Origin of the sequence: Sporocytophaga myxococcoides (assembly GCF_000775915.1) — a bacterium.
Lineage (GTDB): Bacteria > Bacteroidota > Bacteroidia > Cytophagales > Cytophagaceae > Sporocytophaga > Sporocytophaga myxococcoides_A.
The window spans coordinates 330,789-347,927 of the sequence record NZ_BBLT01000003.1 but is presented as its reverse complement, the minus strand read 5'-3'; the positions used below and the strand labels follow the sequence as shown (position 1 = coordinate 347,927).

General features: G+C 36.5%; 15 protein-coding genes. 6 read left to right on the top strand and 9 right to left on the bottom strand.

Translation table 11 applies throughout. From position 1 onward, the window contains the following. Positions 1-70 precede the first annotated feature (70 nt). The 5 genes from MYP_RS09320 to MYP_RS09300 all read left to right on the top strand — a co-directional run bounded on the left by MYP_RS09320 (position 71) and on the right by MYP_RS09300 (position 5,644). Positions 71-898 carry a M43 family zinc metalloprotease gene (locus MYP_RS09320; RefSeq protein WP_156140455.1) on the top strand — a complete coding sequence of 276 codons (828 nt, stop codon included), beginning with the start codon at positions 71-73 and terminating at the stop codon, positions 896-898. Between the two features lie 26 nt (positions 899-924). Next, on the top strand, positions 925-1,914 hold the full coding sequence (locus MYP_RS09315; protein ID WP_045461991.1) for a PorP/SprF family type IX secretion system membrane protein: 990 nt from the start codon (positions 925-927) through the stop codon (positions 1,912-1,914). Between the two features lie 25 nt (positions 1,915-1,939). After that, entirely contained in the window at positions 1,940-4,003 is a 2,064-nt protein-coding gene (locus MYP_RS09310; protein WP_052430056.1) for an OmpA family protein, read from the top strand. 229 nt (positions 4,004-4,232) lie between these two features. Beyond that, entirely contained in the window at positions 4,233-4,775 is a 543-nt protein-coding gene (locus MYP_RS09305; protein WP_045461988.1) for a hypothetical protein, read from the top strand. 2 nt (positions 4,776-4,777) lie between these two features. Continuing rightward, the gene (locus MYP_RS09300) at positions 4,778-5,644 is read left to right on the top strand and encodes a glycerophosphodiester phosphodiesterase (protein WP_045461986.1); all 867 of its coding nucleotides are present in this window, start codon (positions 4,778-4,780) and stop codon (positions 5,642-5,644) included. Between the two features lie 78 nt (positions 5,645-5,722). Here MYP_RS09300 and MYP_RS09295 read toward each other — a convergent pair whose 3' ends face one another. The 3 genes from MYP_RS09295 to MYP_RS09285 are packed head-to-tail and all read right to left on the bottom strand — an operon-like array spanning position 5,723 to position 8,766. Further along, complete coding sequence (locus MYP_RS09295; RefSeq protein WP_052430055.1) at positions 5,723-6,184, bottom strand: hypothetical protein; 462 nt, start codon at positions 6,182-6,184, stop codon at positions 5,723-5,725. Positions 6,185-6,240: 56 nt separating this feature from the next. Further along, positions 6,241-6,912, bottom strand: a complete 672-nt coding sequence (locus MYP_RS09290) for a response regulator transcription factor (RefSeq protein ID WP_045461984.1) — start codon at positions 6,910-6,912, stop codon at positions 6,241-6,243. A gap of 30 nt (positions 6,913-6,942) precedes the next feature. After that, complete coding sequence (locus MYP_RS09285) at positions 6,943-8,766, bottom strand: sensor histidine kinase (RefSeq protein WP_045461981.1); 1,824 nt, start codon at positions 8,764-8,766, stop codon at positions 6,943-6,945. A gap of 125 nt (positions 8,767-8,891) precedes the next feature. Between MYP_RS09285 and MYP_RS09280 the strand changes: the two genes are divergently transcribed. Then, a complete protein-coding gene (locus tag MYP_RS09280) occupies positions 8,892-9,749 on the top strand; it encodes an urease accessory protein UreD (protein WP_045461978.1) in 858 nt (285 codons plus the stop codon). Positions 9,750-9,817: 68 nt separating this feature from the next. Here the strand turns inward: MYP_RS09280 and MYP_RS09275 are convergent, their stop codons facing one another. The 6 genes from MYP_RS09275 to ureC all read right to left on the bottom strand — a co-directional run bounded on the left by MYP_RS09275 (position 9,818) and on the right by ureC (position 17,137). Next, positions 9,818-11,443, bottom strand: coding sequence for a T9SS type A sorting domain-containing protein (locus MYP_RS09275; protein ID WP_045461975.1), 1,626 nt, complete (start codon positions 11,441-11,443; stop codon positions 9,818-9,820). Positions 11,444-11,693: 250 nt separating this feature from the next. Then, positions 11,694-11,849: a hypothetical protein gene (locus tag MYP_RS26065; protein ID WP_156140453.1), complete on the bottom strand. Its 156-nt coding sequence runs from the start codon at positions 11,847-11,849 to the stop codon at positions 11,694-11,696. A gap of 289 nt (positions 11,850-12,138) precedes the next feature. Next, positions 12,139-13,770: a T9SS type A sorting domain-containing protein gene (locus MYP_RS09270; protein WP_045461972.1), complete on the bottom strand. Its 1,632-nt coding sequence runs from the start codon at positions 13,768-13,770 to the stop codon at positions 12,139-12,141. Positions 13,771-13,965: 195 nt separating this feature from the next. Further along, positions 13,966-14,700 (bottom strand): urease accessory protein UreG, encoded by a 735-nt coding sequence (gene ureG, locus MYP_RS09265; RefSeq protein ID WP_045461970.1) that lies wholly within the window; start codon positions 14,698-14,700, stop codon positions 13,966-13,968. 15 nt (positions 14,701-14,715) lie between these two features. Then, a complete protein-coding gene (locus tag MYP_RS09260) occupies positions 14,716-15,408 on the bottom strand; it encodes an urease accessory protein UreF (protein WP_045461967.1) in 693 nt (230 codons plus the stop codon). A 16-nt stretch (positions 15,409-15,424) separates the two neighbouring features. Next, positions 15,425-17,137, bottom strand: coding sequence for an urease subunit alpha (gene ureC / locus MYP_RS09255; RefSeq protein WP_045461964.1), 1,713 nt, complete (start codon positions 17,135-17,137; stop codon positions 15,425-15,427). Positions 17,138-17,139: the final 2 nt, after the last annotated feature.

Genomic DNA, 17,139 nt, shown 5'->3' with positions numbered 1-17,139 from the left:
AGTTAGTAAAAAAATAATTAACTTTGACGTAAATTTTTTTATTATATTGTAAATAAATTCTTTTAATAAAGTGAAAAAATTATTTCTTCTGCTGGCATTTTTATTGGCCGGATTCAATGAAGCATTTATTAATCCTTCGTTTTCCAAGTCAATATCGGGTGATACGATCAAACCTCTCACTAAGGTAAATAAAGAGTTCTTAATTGTTGCTCATATTGTAAGAAAACAAGATGGCAGCGCTGGAATAACTCCCACTGAGATATCATCAGTTCTGAATCAGGTTAATACTTTATTCGCCCCTATTGGTATGTCCTTTACTTTATGTCAGACTGATTATATAGATAACTTTCAGTATGATTCACTTAATGGTATAGGTCCTTCAGTACAAAACCTCATAATCGATTATATGGATGAGGTTGCTGTTCAATATAATATTGAGCGCAGAATAAACATGTACTTTATGTCAGAATTCATCAATGCCTATGCCCCATATTGCGGCTTTGCAGGTGACTATATTGTTATCAAAAAAGGGTGCAATACTCTAACAGTTGTAGCACATGAATTCGGTCATTACTTTGGCCTTATGCATACTTTTGCAGGCAATGGAACAGAACATGCTGATGGGAGTAACTGCAACGACGCTGGTGATAAAGTTTGTGATACTCCAGCCGATCCTTTTAATGAAGCATCCCCTGATAGCTATTATGACAAATCTTCTTGTCAGTTTATTTATAAAGGAAGAGACGCCAAGAACCAGTTCTACTCTCCTGATCTTGGCAATATCATGAGCTATTATACAAGCTGTGTCTGCCCTAAATTCACGCATGGACAGCTTGAAAGAATGGCCCAATATTATAAGCAAATTCAACAAAGACCGGAGGAGTTTTTACCTTGGTAATATAGACCTTTTAGAACTTTTCAATAATGAGATTTTTATCTTTAATAATTATCCTAATCGCAAATGTTTCATTAAGCTTTGCTCAGGATATACACCTTACTCAGTATTATACAAACAATCAATTGTTAAACCCGGCATATACCGGAAATTATACAGGAGATTACAAGGCAATTATTAACTACCGCAGCCAATGGGCGCAAGTAAATTCTGCCATCAAAACTTCTGTCTTTTCTATTGAGAAAAATCTAACAAAATTTAACAAAGGATTTGCGGCGGGATTAATCATAAATAAAGACTATGTATCTTCTTACCACCTTAATACGAACAGATTTTATCTGTCCGGAAGTTATACAACCGAGATTAAAAAGAACATTATAAGGGTTGGACTTCAGGCTGGAGGGCTTTATAGAAGCATTAACTATAGTGATCAGACCTTTCCCGATCAATGGGATTATAATTCAGGGAACTTTGACAAATCAATAGAATCAGGAGAACCAAATACTAATAACACTAAAGCTTTCGCAGATGTAAACGCAGGAATTGCCTATATCAGAAAATTCGGCAACAAAAAAATCAGTGCAGGTTACAGTACGTTTCATATAAACCGTCCTAAATATGGCTTTATCAATAATGACGAAAGACTTGCAATGCGTCACGTAGGAAATGCAGCATTAACTTTTTATATGAAAAACGGGTTCTCAGTAGTTCCAAACTTTCTTTACATGAGATCTGCCAAAGCAACTGATTTTATTATTGCAACCAATGGCTATAAAAAAATTAACAGTGAATTAATATTGATGTTGGGCGCCGGATTCAGAGGCTCAACAAACAGTGATGCTTTCCTTGCAATTTTCGGCCTTCAGTATAAAAGGTTTGAATTTGGGTTCAGCACAGACTTTAACATTTCTGAATTAAGCAAAGAAACCAAAAACAAAAACGCATTTGAGTTCTCTCTGACCTATACTACCCCGTCAAGATTTGGTGGTAAAGCCACAATTCCTTGCGATAGATATTAATTATTAATTATTTAAGTCACCGTTCATGGTTACCTTTAATACTTTCAGACCCGGCATAAGCAGAACATTTTTATCCTTGATGCTTTGTGCATTTTTTCACCTTACCATTTTCGCTCAGGTGGACAAGGACATTAGCCAAAAAAAGAAAAAAGACCGTGCAAAATATGCAATGGAAACAGGCAACGTTTATACTGCCCTTTTTTATTACGAAGAAATTACTAAAAACGATCCTAAAGACTTAGAGTCAAGATTTCAACTTGCAGAGGCATATCGACTGTCAAGAAATTACAAAATGGCATCTGAATCTTACGGCATTGTCTATGATAAAGCACCAACTTCATACCCTACAGCCTTATACTATAAAGGTCTTATGCTTAAAATGCAAGGGAAATATGAAGATGCTAAGAAATGTCTTGTGGATTTCAAGAAGATTTTAAAAGATCTAAATGACAAAAATCTAAGCAAGCTTATTAACAAAGAAATTGCAGGCTGCGACAGCGGAATGGTGTATCGCGATTTTCCTGAAAATACAGATCTGCAAAATGCAGGTAAATCTGTTAACCAGCCTCACACAGAATTCTCCCCATTTCTGCTCGACAGCATGAATATGCTTTTCGGAACATTAAGAGAAGATTCACTTAGATATTACGAAGTTGAATCTGAACATCCAGACAAGCAACCATTGCGTCAGATTCATAAAGCAGAAAAAGTGAATGGACAATGGAAAGACAAAGGGTTATTTGATATCCTTAATGATCCGAATGTTGATATGGGGAACTTTGTGTATTCTCCTTATACTGACAAATATTATTTTTCCAAGTGCTTTAAAAACGAAAAAGGTAAAGTCACCTGTAAACTTTATATTAAAGAAAGAGAGAAAGCTAAGGGTGCATGGAAAGATGCTTCAGAACTTCCATTTCCGGTAAATATGGAGGGTTATACATCTACACAACCTACCGTTGTGTATGACACCGCAACAAAAAGGGAATTGCTATACTTTGTATCAGACAGAGCAGATGGGAAAGGTGGTTTAGATATCTGGTATACTTCTTTCAATGCCAAAAAGCAGGAATGGGCTGAACCTAAAAACGGAGGTATCATGAATACCACAGAGACTGAATGTACACCGTTTTATCATATCCCATCTCAGACCTTTTACTTCAGTTCAGATGGACATGGATCGGCAGGAGGACTTGATGTTTACAAAACATACAAGGACAAAGATGGTCGCTATGTAAAACCTCAGAATTTATCATTCCCTATCAACTCACCGCAGGATGACCTTCATTTTATGCTTGAGAAATCAGGGAAAAACGGAGTTGTAGTGTCTAACAGACCAGGAGGAACACCTTTCTTTCATGAAACCTGCTGCGATGATATTTTCACATTTCATATCAATGAAGCAAAACCATTTAACTGTACCCTTGAAATAGCGATTGCTGATCCGGATACTATACGTAATAAATCCAGACTGCTTAAAGTCACCTCTATTGATATGAAGACCAAGCAGGAGAAAAAAGACACAATCAGACTTAAAGACAATAAATTTGTTCTTCCGTTAACGAAGAACCACCAGTATACTTTCAGAATAGATCAGGATGGATATCAAAAAGATAGTCTTGTAGTTGAAACCAGAGAAATGGCATCTTCTGATATTATCAAAAGAGAACTTACACTAAGACCAGTTGAAGTTGAAATCATTGCTGAAAAGCCTGTCGAAGATAAACCATTTGTTTTAAAGGATGTAACTTATGGATCTGATGAGTTCACTCTTAATGAAGATGCAAAAGCTGCCCTCGACTCATTGTTAATTCCGTTTTTAAAACTTCATCCTAAACATAAAATTACCATAGGTTCTCATACAGATGACCAGGGCGCACATAAGTATAATATTAACCTTTCGCAAAAAAGAGCAGACAATGTTGTTAAATATTTAATTTCAAAAGGTATTGAGGCATCCAGGATTACTGCTAAAGGTTATGGAGAAACAAAACCAATTGCCCCTAATCAAAACAGTGACGGCTCAGATAATGCAATAGGCAGGGCGATTAACAGAAGAACTGAATTCATGCTTGAAAAAGCTAAATAAAAAATTTACTAAATATCAAATCATTAAAGGCCTGGTTTCCCAGGCCTTTTTTTATCCATTTATACAATAAAAAGTAATCTTTACTTTTCATTAGATTAACCCTCAAAATAAAATTGGTGATTTAATACCACTTACCAAAATAATAAGTAAACTATCCTTAGTATTTAAATCATTTAATAACAAATTAGTCATTGAAGGGTTTAGCTTACTACACCTTTTCTTGTCTTATATGAGACATCTCATAACATTTTTACTTCTCTTTTACACCCTTGCTACAAAGGGACAGGACATTAACGAAAAGGACAAAACTCTATTTGGAGTTTCTGCATCTGCTAATTATTCCTTTTCAGGAATAAGCATTATTCCTACTATTGACATTGTTCTTAATAAACATATTATTTATCTGGGACCCAAATTTCTTACAAGTATGAATTACCTGCCCAATAAAGGCCCATGGGGAATAAATCTGGGATACAGACATGAATTCAGAAATACAGAAGGTAAGAAGCTTAGCTTTTTCTTTCTCACAGATTACCAAATGATTTCTGCCAAAAGCTTCTCAAGAATCAAAGACAGCAAAAAAAGAAATTATTATCACGAATTATTTATCGGATATGGAATGCAGTTACGTTTTTTTGATCATCTCTATATAGGAAATGCAATGGGAGTGGGCGCGCATATGGAAATATTCAACAATGCTGACCTGGAACTTAAGGAAACTTTTCTGGGCTACAATAATCTTTTCAGAATTTTTGTTCACTACAGATTTTAATAATGAAAAGGGCCATCACCATATTGTTCTTCCTTCAGGTTTTCATTTTTAATTCCTGTACCAAAATAGACCTTGATACTATTTCAAATCTTAACAACGGCAAAATTGATGTAATAGGACACGCAGGAACCGGATTTCAATCATTGATCAATCCTTATCCCAGCAACAGCTTTGAATCTATCAAACATGCTGTAAATGGATTGAATGCCGATGGCATCGAAATAGATATAGATTTAAGCAAAGACTGTACAATTGTTCTATATCATGACCAGACACTGGAAAAATCTACTAACTGTTTCGGCTGTGTAAATCAATATAATGCCTCCGAGCTTGAAAATTGTGAATACTACAATCAATATGGCGCCCAACTTCTGAATGATGTGAGAATTATCAGATTAACCAAAGTATTGGACCATTTCAAAAACAGAAATATCAAACCCCTCATATACCTCAATCTAAAAATCGCTTCACCATGCCTTTCTGAAAGTGAAGAAAGAGAAAGGCTATGGGTTAGTAAGATTTCCCAAACAATCCAAGCCTACCAGGCTCATGACTGGGTTTACGTATACGATGGTGACACCTCTCTACTAAAAAGATTTCGTGCAGCTGACCCTGAGATTAATATCATTTATAACGCACAATCATACGGTGATGCAATTGCAGTATGTACCAAAGCAGACATTGGTGCATTCGTGATCTCTAATAGCGATATAACGAAAGAACAGGTTAAGGATTCTCATTCTAAAAACATCAAAGTTATTATTTGGGGAATTTTAAAAAGAAAAGATGTTGTAGAGGCCATTAACAAAAGTCCTGACGCACTTATGACTGACAATATACCCTTAACACAGCAATCTTTGCAGAAATAGGAATTAAATAAAATAACGCCAGATAAAATCCGTATTATTCTTAGATAAATATCAGCAAACAAATAGCGATAAATGATTCTACTCTATTACCAGCTTACTATCTGAATCAATATTTGTTCGTTTGTCAAAATGGAATTCAAGGAATCTGGCATCGTCTGCTTTTCCTTCAACGGCAAGCTTTACCCTGCCCATCTCCTGTCCTTTAACATCAAATGCTTTTGCAACCAGAGTGCCTTTAAATTCATTATTAAAAATCACATAGACTACAAGTAAATTATCTGAGCCTAAACTATCACTGGAAATTATCTTTTTACCAAACTTTAAACCCTTAGCCTGAAGCGCTTGTGAAAGCTCTAAATTTGGCTCAAAAGTCTTTTCAACACCTGAAGATACTCCGGAGGAAAATTCACCAATCACCTGGCCTGTAACATCTCCGGATTTGTTAATACCTTTCTTAATCCCATCCTTGACTTCATTAGTAGAACATGAGGACAAATACAGTGTAATTATAAACAATGGTAAATAAAAAAAATTTTGCATTCTCAACATGTGATTAATTTATGATCCTATAATTATTTGTTTCTTAAAAAAACTCTTTATTCTTCCTCATTATACTTTTCGGTAACCTTTAATACCTCATCAAGATTACTGGTCTTGAATTTTCTTAACATATTGAGCCTGTGCGTTTCAATTGTACGAACACTTAAACCAAATGCCTCAGCAATCTCTTTATTCGTCTTCCCTATACGGATCATATTAAGAATTTCAAGCTCCCTTTTGGAAAGGCTGGGCAGACTGAACGATTGATGGACTATATCAGGAATACCTTTTTCCTGCTTAAGTTCTCTGTATTTTTTAACAAGTACATCAGACACCTCACTAGTAAAAAAGAACTGGCCATTAGCCACAGCCCTTATTCCATTCAGAAATATTTTGTTACTTGTATCCTTTAATATGTAACCATGAGCACCCATTTCAAGAGCTGAAATAACGTAATCTTCCCTGTCATAAAGACTAAAAAAAATGATATGAACATTACTACCGGATTTAATTATATTCTGACTCGTCTCAAGGCCATTTAAGCCAGGCATTCTGATATCCATAATAACCACATCCGGCTTTACCTCCTGTATGGCACGCATTGCTTCTTCCCCATCAGAAGCAGTACCTGCAACTTCCATATCCGATTCATTGGTAATTAGTTGTTTTACCCCGTCACGAAAAATCTCATGATCATCAACCAGAAAAACTTTTATCTTTTTCCCCATTTATTATAAAATATTATAGAAACTACTGGTTTATAACGGTATTTCCAACTGTACAATTGTTCCCTTTCCAGGTTCCGAAGTTACATTAAAATTTCCTCCCAGCAATTCTGCCCTTTCTTTCATATTACGCAGTCCATTAGACTTTCTCACGAATTCCCTGCTCAAAATCCTTCTTTCATCAAAATAAAAACCTTTTCCATCATCCTGGACCATCAGATGAACACAGTGTACATCACTGCTCACGTGGACAAAAATCTTTGAACCAGAGGAATGCTTAATGGCATTATTCAATGCTTCCTGAAGTATACGGAATACCCCAATTTCCACCTCCCTGGGTAATTTGGTTTTCGCCAGTTGATCTTCAATCTCCAAGTCCATGGTAGAAGAACTTTCACAAAGTTTCTGAAGCTCCCTTACTGCAGCACTAAGTCCGAAATCATCCAATACACTTGGCAATAAATCGGAGCAAATTTTCTTTGTCTCATTAATAATAGATTGAAGCAAATCATTGATTTCCGGAAGATCTTCGGAAAGACCTATATTCTTTTGTTCAATCATTTCAAGCTTCATCCGCATACTTGTCATCATCTGACCAATACCATCATGGATTTCGGCAGCAATCCGCTTCCTTTCTTTTTCCTGACCATTTAGAATAGAATAAGAGATGATTTTCTGTTCTACATCTTGTCTTCTTATTTTTTCTTCAGTAAGTAAAGTCAACTCACGTTCTGTATTCTTTCGTTTGGTAATATCAGTACAAATAACAAGATATTGATACAAACTACCCTTATAGTCAACGATAGGCATAAGTGTGACATCAAGCCAAAAACCTGTGCCATCGGAAGCATGATCAAAAATTTCTCCCTGCCATACCTCCTTCCTTCTTAAGGGATTTCTCACGTGCTCATAGATAATACTTTCCTTCCCACCCATATTATTATAAAATAAAGGCTTTCCTAGCAATTCCCCCATTGTATATTTTGTAACGTGACAATACTTATCATTGGCATATATGATACGACCATCCTGATCTGTCTTTACAAGATAAGTAGCTTTTTCCAAGGCAAAATTTACTTCTCTCAGCTCTTTATGAGATTGTTCCAGCGTATCATTGGTCTCTTTGAGTTTGTTTGCCAGGTTTTTCGCATTTGTCTCTGAAACAACCAAGTCTCTGATATTCTGGCGCACGCGCAAAGCAAGGGGATAAAAGATAAATACTGCCTCCAGAACTAGACTTAGTAAAACTATAAATAATAGGATGTATTCAATTTCTTTCAGTTTGTTAACGCCATTCCTCGAAAATCTGTCATAATCAAATACGATAAGCTCCATTCCTAAAAGATAAATTTTTTCATTTTCAAAAATAGTTGTTATATAAGGCTTTAAGTTAAGAGAATCTAACGGTTTAGTACTATAAAGCTCTTTGATCATTTCATTGGAAGCTCCTAAAATTTCCTCATAGGGATCTTCAATGATTTTGAACATCTGACTAAGTTCCTCTCTGTCATTAGCTGGCAGATTTAAAAAATCGCTTCCTGATTGTAGCGCTTCATGTGATCTTTGCCACTGTCTCAGAGTATTTACAAAAGCTTTTCGATTTGTTTCTATATCCCGTCCAGACTCAATAAGCAGCGCATTTTTGCTCAGTGTCTGACTATAAGTACGTTGCCTGGCTGCAATATTAATTATATGAGAGTCATGTATTTGACTACTTAAGTATTGTTGAATCAAAACCTGACTTAATATGGAAATGACTGCAATTAAAGAAAGGGCAATGGCATACATGACTGCTGAATATTTAAACAGCCTTTGCTCCTGCCCTAAAGTATTGAGTTTATTTCTAAAAAGACCCATCAAAAACGCTTAGAAGTGAAGAAGAAATTTAATTTAAAATAATTAAAAGAATCCAATACATGGCAACTTTTCCCATAATTATTAGTAATATTACTTAAGTAATTTCAATTTTTTCAAGAAATGCTATGATTAAGGACATGACCAGATCGGCAGTAGAAATATCCAGAATAGACAATAAATCCATTTTAACAGGGTCAAAAATCTTTCGTCCTTTAAAAATTTTTTCCCTTCAAAAAGGAAAATCCTGCCAGATAGTATTTTCAAACTATGGGGGCGGATTTGTAGAAGGAGATCAGATATTTCTTGACATCCACTGTAAAGCTGGCACTACAACTGTCTTTTCTACTCAGGCCAATACAAGAATATACCGCTCCGAACACGACAAATCAAGTTTGCAGGAAATCAGAGGGAAAGTCGGCAGAGATGCATTAACAGTGTTCATGGGGGACCCGATAGTTCCACATCAGGAAAGTATATTCGAACAAAGGATAAGATGGGAACTGGAAGAAGGTTCAGCACTACTATTTCTTGACTGGTTTGAAGGTGGAAGAATATTGAATGGAGAACGATTTGCCTTCAAATCCTTTTTTACAGATCTTAAAATAAATGTATCTGAGAGGACAGTAATCTGGGATCGATTTAAAATGGATCCTGAGCAAAGCAATATGAACTCTCCCGGTGCTTTTCTTAGCCACTCAGGTTATCTCAATATATTTCTTGCAGGTAATGAAAATCTGGAAAAAGTAAAGCTGATTGAAACCCAATTACACTTTCTGTCAAGAAAATATCTTTATGATGAAAAAGGGCACGATGTCAGCAAATGTGAAATCATTGGCAGTGCATGTAAAGTAAATGAGCATGTATTTATGATCAGATGCTCTGCAAAAAACAATCATGCCTTGCAACCCCTGGTTAAAGAACTAGCACAACTACTTTCAGACAAAGACCTGCTCGGCTTCAATCCAATTGAAGGAAGAATATAAAATACAGGCCTCAGATATATTATTTAAATGAGACCTGTATAGTAAATGAAACTATAATTGAATAGTGATTAATTATTTAGTATTAATCTCTTTACAATTGACTTCGAACCTGAGGTGAATTTGCAGAAATAAACACCGCTCGGCAACCCATCCGCATTCCAGTTAAATTCAATTTTTTCGCCCTCTCCAGCTGTACCTTCGAAAACTTTAGCCACCAATGCTCCATCAACTCTAAAAATTTCGGCTGTTGCATTTCCATTCGAATTGCTCATTATACTAAAATTAAACAAAGCATCAGAAGGATTGGGAAATGCAGTAAACTCAATTATAGATTCTTCGGAAGAAGCTGTCCTGAAACCTGAAGTAGAGGGGTCATAAACGAATAATTTCATTGGACATGAAGGACAACCACCAGCTAACGGATAATCATTATAGGTTGTAAAAAATAGTTTGCGATTTACCTCTGTCAAATTATTAGAACCAACATAGGATGTACCGAAAATACTTTTTAATGTGCTTGTATTTGAGGCCTCCAGCCCGCTTTGAAACAGCTGAAAGTAATTAGCGGAATCTTGAGGTAGTCCTCCATAAGTTTCTTCAGTATGATCAATAAAGAAAAGTAAGTCTCCCACAGCTATGTATTTTCTTGGGTATTCATTGAAAAAATGTAAAAAGTAAGGGCCTGAACCATTCGCGTCAGTAACTTTCAATGTTTCTAGCCAACTCTGACTTTGCCCATTATATACAAGATGGTTATTGACCACTATAAGATCAGACATACTTCCGTCATTATTCAATGTCACGACATAAGTAGTTCCTGACTCTGTCCCATTACTTTTGTATAGATTATCAATTCTTGCTCCTCCATCAAAGTAATACTTAAAATACAATGTATTATTGAACTTAATAAGTTGTTCGATTCCGATAAGGTCAAATATATCATTAGTATATTGTTTTACCAGAACGGTTCCCTGTGTTGTTCCATTTGTTTTCCACAATTCAGCATATTGGTTATTATTTACCATGTAATTTCTGGAGAAATAAAGCGTTGAGCCAACCTCTGTTAAAGATTCATAAGAACCTGTAAATGGGAGATTAGCTGCTATCTCGGTTACAGAGGTTCCGTTTGTTTTCCAAATATCAGATCCGGTAACCGGATGATTTCCTTTAAAATATAGTAAACTGTTAAACACTACAATTTCATTCCCAAGGCCTGAGCCCACACCAGGATATACATCTTTAACCAGACTAAAGGCATTTCCGGAAGTTGCTCTCCAAAGTTCATATCCATGAACTCCATCATCTATCCCTAAATAAAGGGCAACATTATAAGTCAGGAGAGGCTTGATAACATTGGCAGATCTTATTTTAATAGTATTATTGGCATATCCGTTACTCTTCCATAACGCAGTTTTACCGCTGGCTTCTTTGGTAGTAAAATAAAAGAAACTTCCAACTGTAAGATTTGTAAATTCTAAAATTGGTTCTCCAATACTTTTGACGAAGGTTGTACCCTGAGCTGTCCCGTCTGAACGATAAAGATCTGTCCCGGAAGTGAAGTATAGTTTTCCATTTGCGCTAATGAAATTCGTACTATTGGTAGGCACATTCCTAATAAATACAGGTTGGCAATAACCCATGACTGCAGTAAGGACTAATAGAAAAAATAGTCCTGTCATTTTCAGATTTTTCATGTGTTGAATGGTTTAGGTTAAAACATCCCGCTAAAACCAATTCAAACTGAAAATGTTTACAGAAATACTGGAAAAATTTGATTACTCCTGTATGAAAATCAAATGTATCGTTCAGAAATAAAAAAGACCCGCAGCACTTGCAGGTCTTTTGTATTGTATATTAAAAGACTAAAAGGATACATATATTAACTTTCATTACCAAAACGAAGAGAAAACTTGGTCGATTTCTCAAGAGCAAGCCGCTCTTGCATCAGAATATGACCAATAATGGTTTCAATACCAAAACAACCTTTAGCTTTTGCAAATTAAAAGGGCTCTCCACACACATCTTCTTTGCATCACGCTCCATTACTAATAAATCCACATTTACCAATGGAGCAAGATCGATCTTATTAATGACAAGCACATCTCACTGAGTAATTCCTGGTCTGGTTTTTTTAGAATCATATACCCACTGGAACTTCAATCATATATTAAAAATACACATTTGATGAAAAGGGGTACGATATCAGCAAATGTATTTATAGTAAGAAGTTCATCAAGAAACAAGCATATCTTGCAACCCTTGGTTTAAGAACTTGCACAACTACTTTTAGAGCTCGGCTTCAATCCAATTGAAGGAAGAATATAAAATACAGGCCTCAGATATATTATTTAAATGAGGCCTGCATTATATAATGACTATTGAATAGTGATTAATTATTTAGTATTAATCTCTTTACAATTGACTTCGAACCTGAGGTGAATTTGCAGAAATAAACACCGCTTGGCAATCCATTAGCGTTCCAGTTAAATTCTACCTTTTCGCCTTCTGCAGTTGATCCTTCGAAAACTTTAGCTACCAAGGTTCCATCAACTCTGAAAATTTCCGCCGTTGCATTACCATCAGTATTGCTCACTAAACTAATGTTAAACAATGCATCAGAAGGATTGGGAAATGCAGTAAACTCAATTATAGATTCTTCAGAAGAAGCTGTCCTGAAACCTGAAGTAGATGGATCATAGATAAATAATTTTTTAGGGCATGAAGGACATCCTCCACCTATCGGATAATCATTATAAGTAGTAAAGAACAACTTGCCACTTACCTCTGTCAGATTATCCGAACCGACATATGATGTACCAAAAATGCTTCTCAAAGTAGCAGTGTTAGCTGCACTTAAACCACTTTGATATAGCTGAAAGTAATTTGCAGAATCCAGAGGTAAAGATCCATAATTTTGCTCTGTGTGATCCACAAAGAAAAGCAGGTCCCCAACTGCTATATATCTTCTTGGATTATAACTATTAAAAGGATGCAAAAAATATCTATTAGAGCCACTTGCATCCGTGACAATCAAAGACCCAGGCCAACCTTGGCTTTCTCCTGTATATACAAGATGATTATTTACCTCCAGAAAATCACTCATGCTTCCATCTATATTCAGTCTCTCAACATAGACCGTTCCCGCTTCTGTACCATCAGTTACATGCAAACCTTCAAATTTAACTCCCGCATCAAAGAAATATTTAAAGTATAATTTGTTCTTAAATTTGGTGAGTTGTTCGATACCTATATAATAAAAGTCTCCCTCATTTGTATACTGCTTTACAAGGCCTGTTCCAGATGTTGTTCCGTTTGTTTTCCACAATTCAGCATATTGTACATTATTCGCTGTGTAATTCCTGGAGAAATAAAGCGTAGAGCCTACCTCTGTTATAGATTCATAAGAACCTGTAAAAGGGAGGTTCACTGCTATCTCGGTTACAGAGGTTCCGTTAGTTTTCCAAATGTCTGATCCGGTGGCAGGATGATAACCTTTAAAGTACAAAGCATTATTAAAAAGTACTATTTCACTTCCAAGACCTGATCCTGAACCCGGATATACATCTTTAACCAGACTGAAGGCATTACCGGAAGTAGCTCTCCATAGTTCATATCCATGAACACCGTCATCTATCCCTAAATAAAGGGCTACATTATAAGTAAGAAGAGGCTTGATAACATTGGCAGATCTTATTTTAATAGTATTATTGGAATATCCATTACTCTTCCATAAGGCAGTTTTACCGCTGGCTTCTTTGGTGGTAAAATAAAAGAAACTTCCAACAGTGAGATTTGTAAATTCTAAAATTGGTTCTCCAATACTTTTGACGAAAGTTGTACCCTGAGCAGTCCCGTCTGAACGATAAAGATCTGTCCCGGAAGTGAAGTAAAGTTTTCCATTTGCGCTAATGAAATTCGTACTATTGACAGGCACATTTTCAATAAATACTGGTTGACAATAGGCCCTGACTGCAAATAGGACTAATAAAAAAAGTAGTCCTGACTTATTCAGATTTTTCATGTGGTAAAGTTTAGGTTAAAACATCACGCTTAAACCAATTCAATCTGAAAATGTTTAGAGAAATACTAAAAAAAATTTGATTATCCCTTGTCGACAAGTCAATTGTACCGTTCAGAAAAACTGAAGACCTGCAGCAATTGCAGGTCTTTAATATTATTTGTTAAAAGGCTTAAAAGATAAATGTTTTAACTTTCATCACCTCATTCTAATGGAAAATTTGTTCGATTTTTCAAGAGCTGCAGCTCTTGCATACAGAATGTGATCAATAATGGCTTCCATGCCAAAACAATCTTTTGCTTTTGCAAATACAAAAGGACCCTCTCCCCGCATCTTCTTTGCATCACGTTCCATTACTGATAAATCAGCATTTACCAATGGAGCCAGATCGATCTTATTAATCACAAGCAAATCAGATTGAGTAATTCCCGGTCCGCCTTTTCTTGGAATCTTGTCACCACCGGAAACATCAATGACATAAATTGAAAAATCCACCAGTTCCTTGCTAAAGTGCGCAGCGAGATTATCACCACCACTTTCTACAAATAGAAGTTCTATATCCGGAAACCTTTTCATGAGCTCTTCAAGAGCATACATATTCTGCGAAACATCTTCTCTTATGGCCGCGTGGGGGCATCCTCCGGTTTCAACGCCAATAATTCTGTCGGCAGAGAGGGCTTCATTTCTCGTAAGAAACTCCGCATCTTCCTTAGTAAAGATATCATTGGTTACCACAGCGATATTCATTTTATCTCTTAAAGCTTTACAAAGTTGCAGAGTCCAGGCTGTTTTACCTGTACCCACAGGACCTCCGACTCCAACGGTAAAGGCTCGCTTCTTGTAGTTTCTCCGCTCATTAGTGAGTTCCCGATGATGAAAGTGACCAGGACCATCATGGTGCCCCATATGTCTGTACATGTTTAAAATTTTCATAGCTAAACAATTTTATTAATTCTGAAATAATTTTGAATAAACTTTGTCGTGAGATAGCTGAGCTATCTCCAATAAATAAGCAGACTTATAAGCATGCTTATGTGAAACCGGAACATATAGACTAATCTGTTCTGCAAACGATTCAAGAATGTATCTCAATTCTATATGTGCCCTTGAAGGACCAGCTAAACCAAGACGTATAAGCGCGCTGATCTGGTCTCTGAGCGCCATATAAAAATAAAGGTACAATGCTCTGTGATACGATACATTCAAAATTTTAATAGTCATTCCATATACTATTGGAAAATCATAAGACAGGTTTTTATTAGAAAATATCATATCCAGTTCTTCCAGCTTGATGGTGTCAGAAAGCTGCTTACTGATTCGGATCCAGTTCCGGCCTATTACACAGCTCGACTTCTTTATCATGGGATTCATCAGCATTGCATCGTAGTTCCCAAGTAGTTTTTTTAAAGAAGCCAAAGAATCCTTATCGGCATCAAGCCCAAAAGCATCGGAAACAAATGGAAAGTCAAATGAGATCAGTTGTTGGGAAAATGTAATAAGGTATTTTCTCAGATCTTCTTCACTCTTTATGAAACCCTGCTTAGCTGCAGACTCCAAACCGTAGGAATAGGCAAAACCACCAACTGGAAAGGCAGAGTCAGCAAGCTGGAATAAGAGCAGAAGATTATGATCTGAGCTCATATGTTGATTTAAAGATTTAAAACAGGTTATACAACTGCGCTAAAGGAAGCTTGCTTGCCGGAAGACAGGTTATCCATTCTCCATCAACTGTCACCTTATATGTTTCAGCATCAACTTTAATATCCGGCAGATAATCATTAAGCTTCATATCTTTTTTCTTCACCGACCTGCAACCTGATACCGGGGTTATTGATTTGTTAAGTTCATATGACTTAACAGTTGACAATGATGCCTGTGAAACAAATGCAAGAGAAGTTCTTCCAATAGCAGCTCCCCTTGCACCGAACATTGGTCTGGAGAAATATGGCTGTGGAGTAGGAATAGAAGCATTTGGATCACCCATCTGCGCCTGTACAATTACACCACCTTTTACAATCAGCTCTGGCCTGCTTCCGAAAAACTTAGGATGCCACAAGACGAGATCCGCCAATTTACCAACTTCCACAGAGCCTATTACATGCCCGCAACCATGAGCAATAGCAGGATTAATAGTATATTTCGCTATGTATCTTTTTATTCTGAAGTTATCAGATCCGGATTCCAAATCCTCCCTCAATGCACCACGTTGTTCTCTCATTTTATGAGCTGTCTGCCATGTTCTGCAAATTACTTCACCAACCCTTCCCATAGCCTGTGAATCTGAAGAAAGCATAGACAAAGCTCCCATATCATGAAGTATATCTTCAGCAGCAATAGTCTCTCCTCTGATCCTGCTTTCTGCAAAAGCAATGTCTTCAGGTATATTCTTGTCAAGGTGATGGCAAACCATCAGCATATCAAGATGTTCATCAATTGTATTTACTGTAAAAGGCTTAGTAGGATTTGTTGAGGAAGGAAGAACGTCAGGGTCTCCGCAAAGCACTATAATATCAGGAGCATGTCCACCACCTGCTCCTTCTGTATGATAAGTGTGAATGGTACGACCTTTAAAAGCCGCTCGACTGGATTCTACAAAACCACTTTCATTGAGCGTATCAGTGTGTATACAAACCTGAACATCATAATTTTCAGCTACAGCAAGACAATTATCTATTGCCGCAGGAGTTGTTCCCCAGTCCTCATGCAGTTTCAGACCAATTGCTCCAGCCTTTATCTGTTCTTCAATTTCTCCAGGATGAGAGGTATTTCCCTTTCCAAGAAAGCCTATATTCATAGGGAAATTGTCTGTAGCTTTTAACATCATCTCCAGATAAAAAGCTCCCGGAGTGCATGTTGTGGCCTTCGTACCGGTAGCAGGACCCGTACCTCCTCCTATGAAAGTAGTTATGCCGGAGGCGAGCGCCTCTTCCATTTGCTGCGGACAGATGTAATGGATATGGTTATCTATACCTCCAGCTGTTATGATCATTCCTTCTCCAGCTATCACTTCAGTTGTTGCACCTACAATCATATCAAGGTCAACTCCCTCCATGATATGAGGATTGCCACCTTTTCCAATAGCCTTAATATATCCGTTTTTTATTCCGATATCAGCTTTATAAATTCCTGTATAGTCAATTATCAGAGCATTGGTAATAATCAAATCAAGTACCTCAGAAGAATTATAACCAGAAGCCTGTCCCATACCATCCCGAAGAACCTTTCCTCCTCCAAACTTGCATTCTTCTCCATAAACGGTATAATCTTTCTCAACTTTAATGACAAGATTGGTATCTCCTAATGTTAACTTGTCTCCCGTTGTTATGCCAAACATGTCAGCATAACTCCTTCTTGAAAATTTATACGCCATAA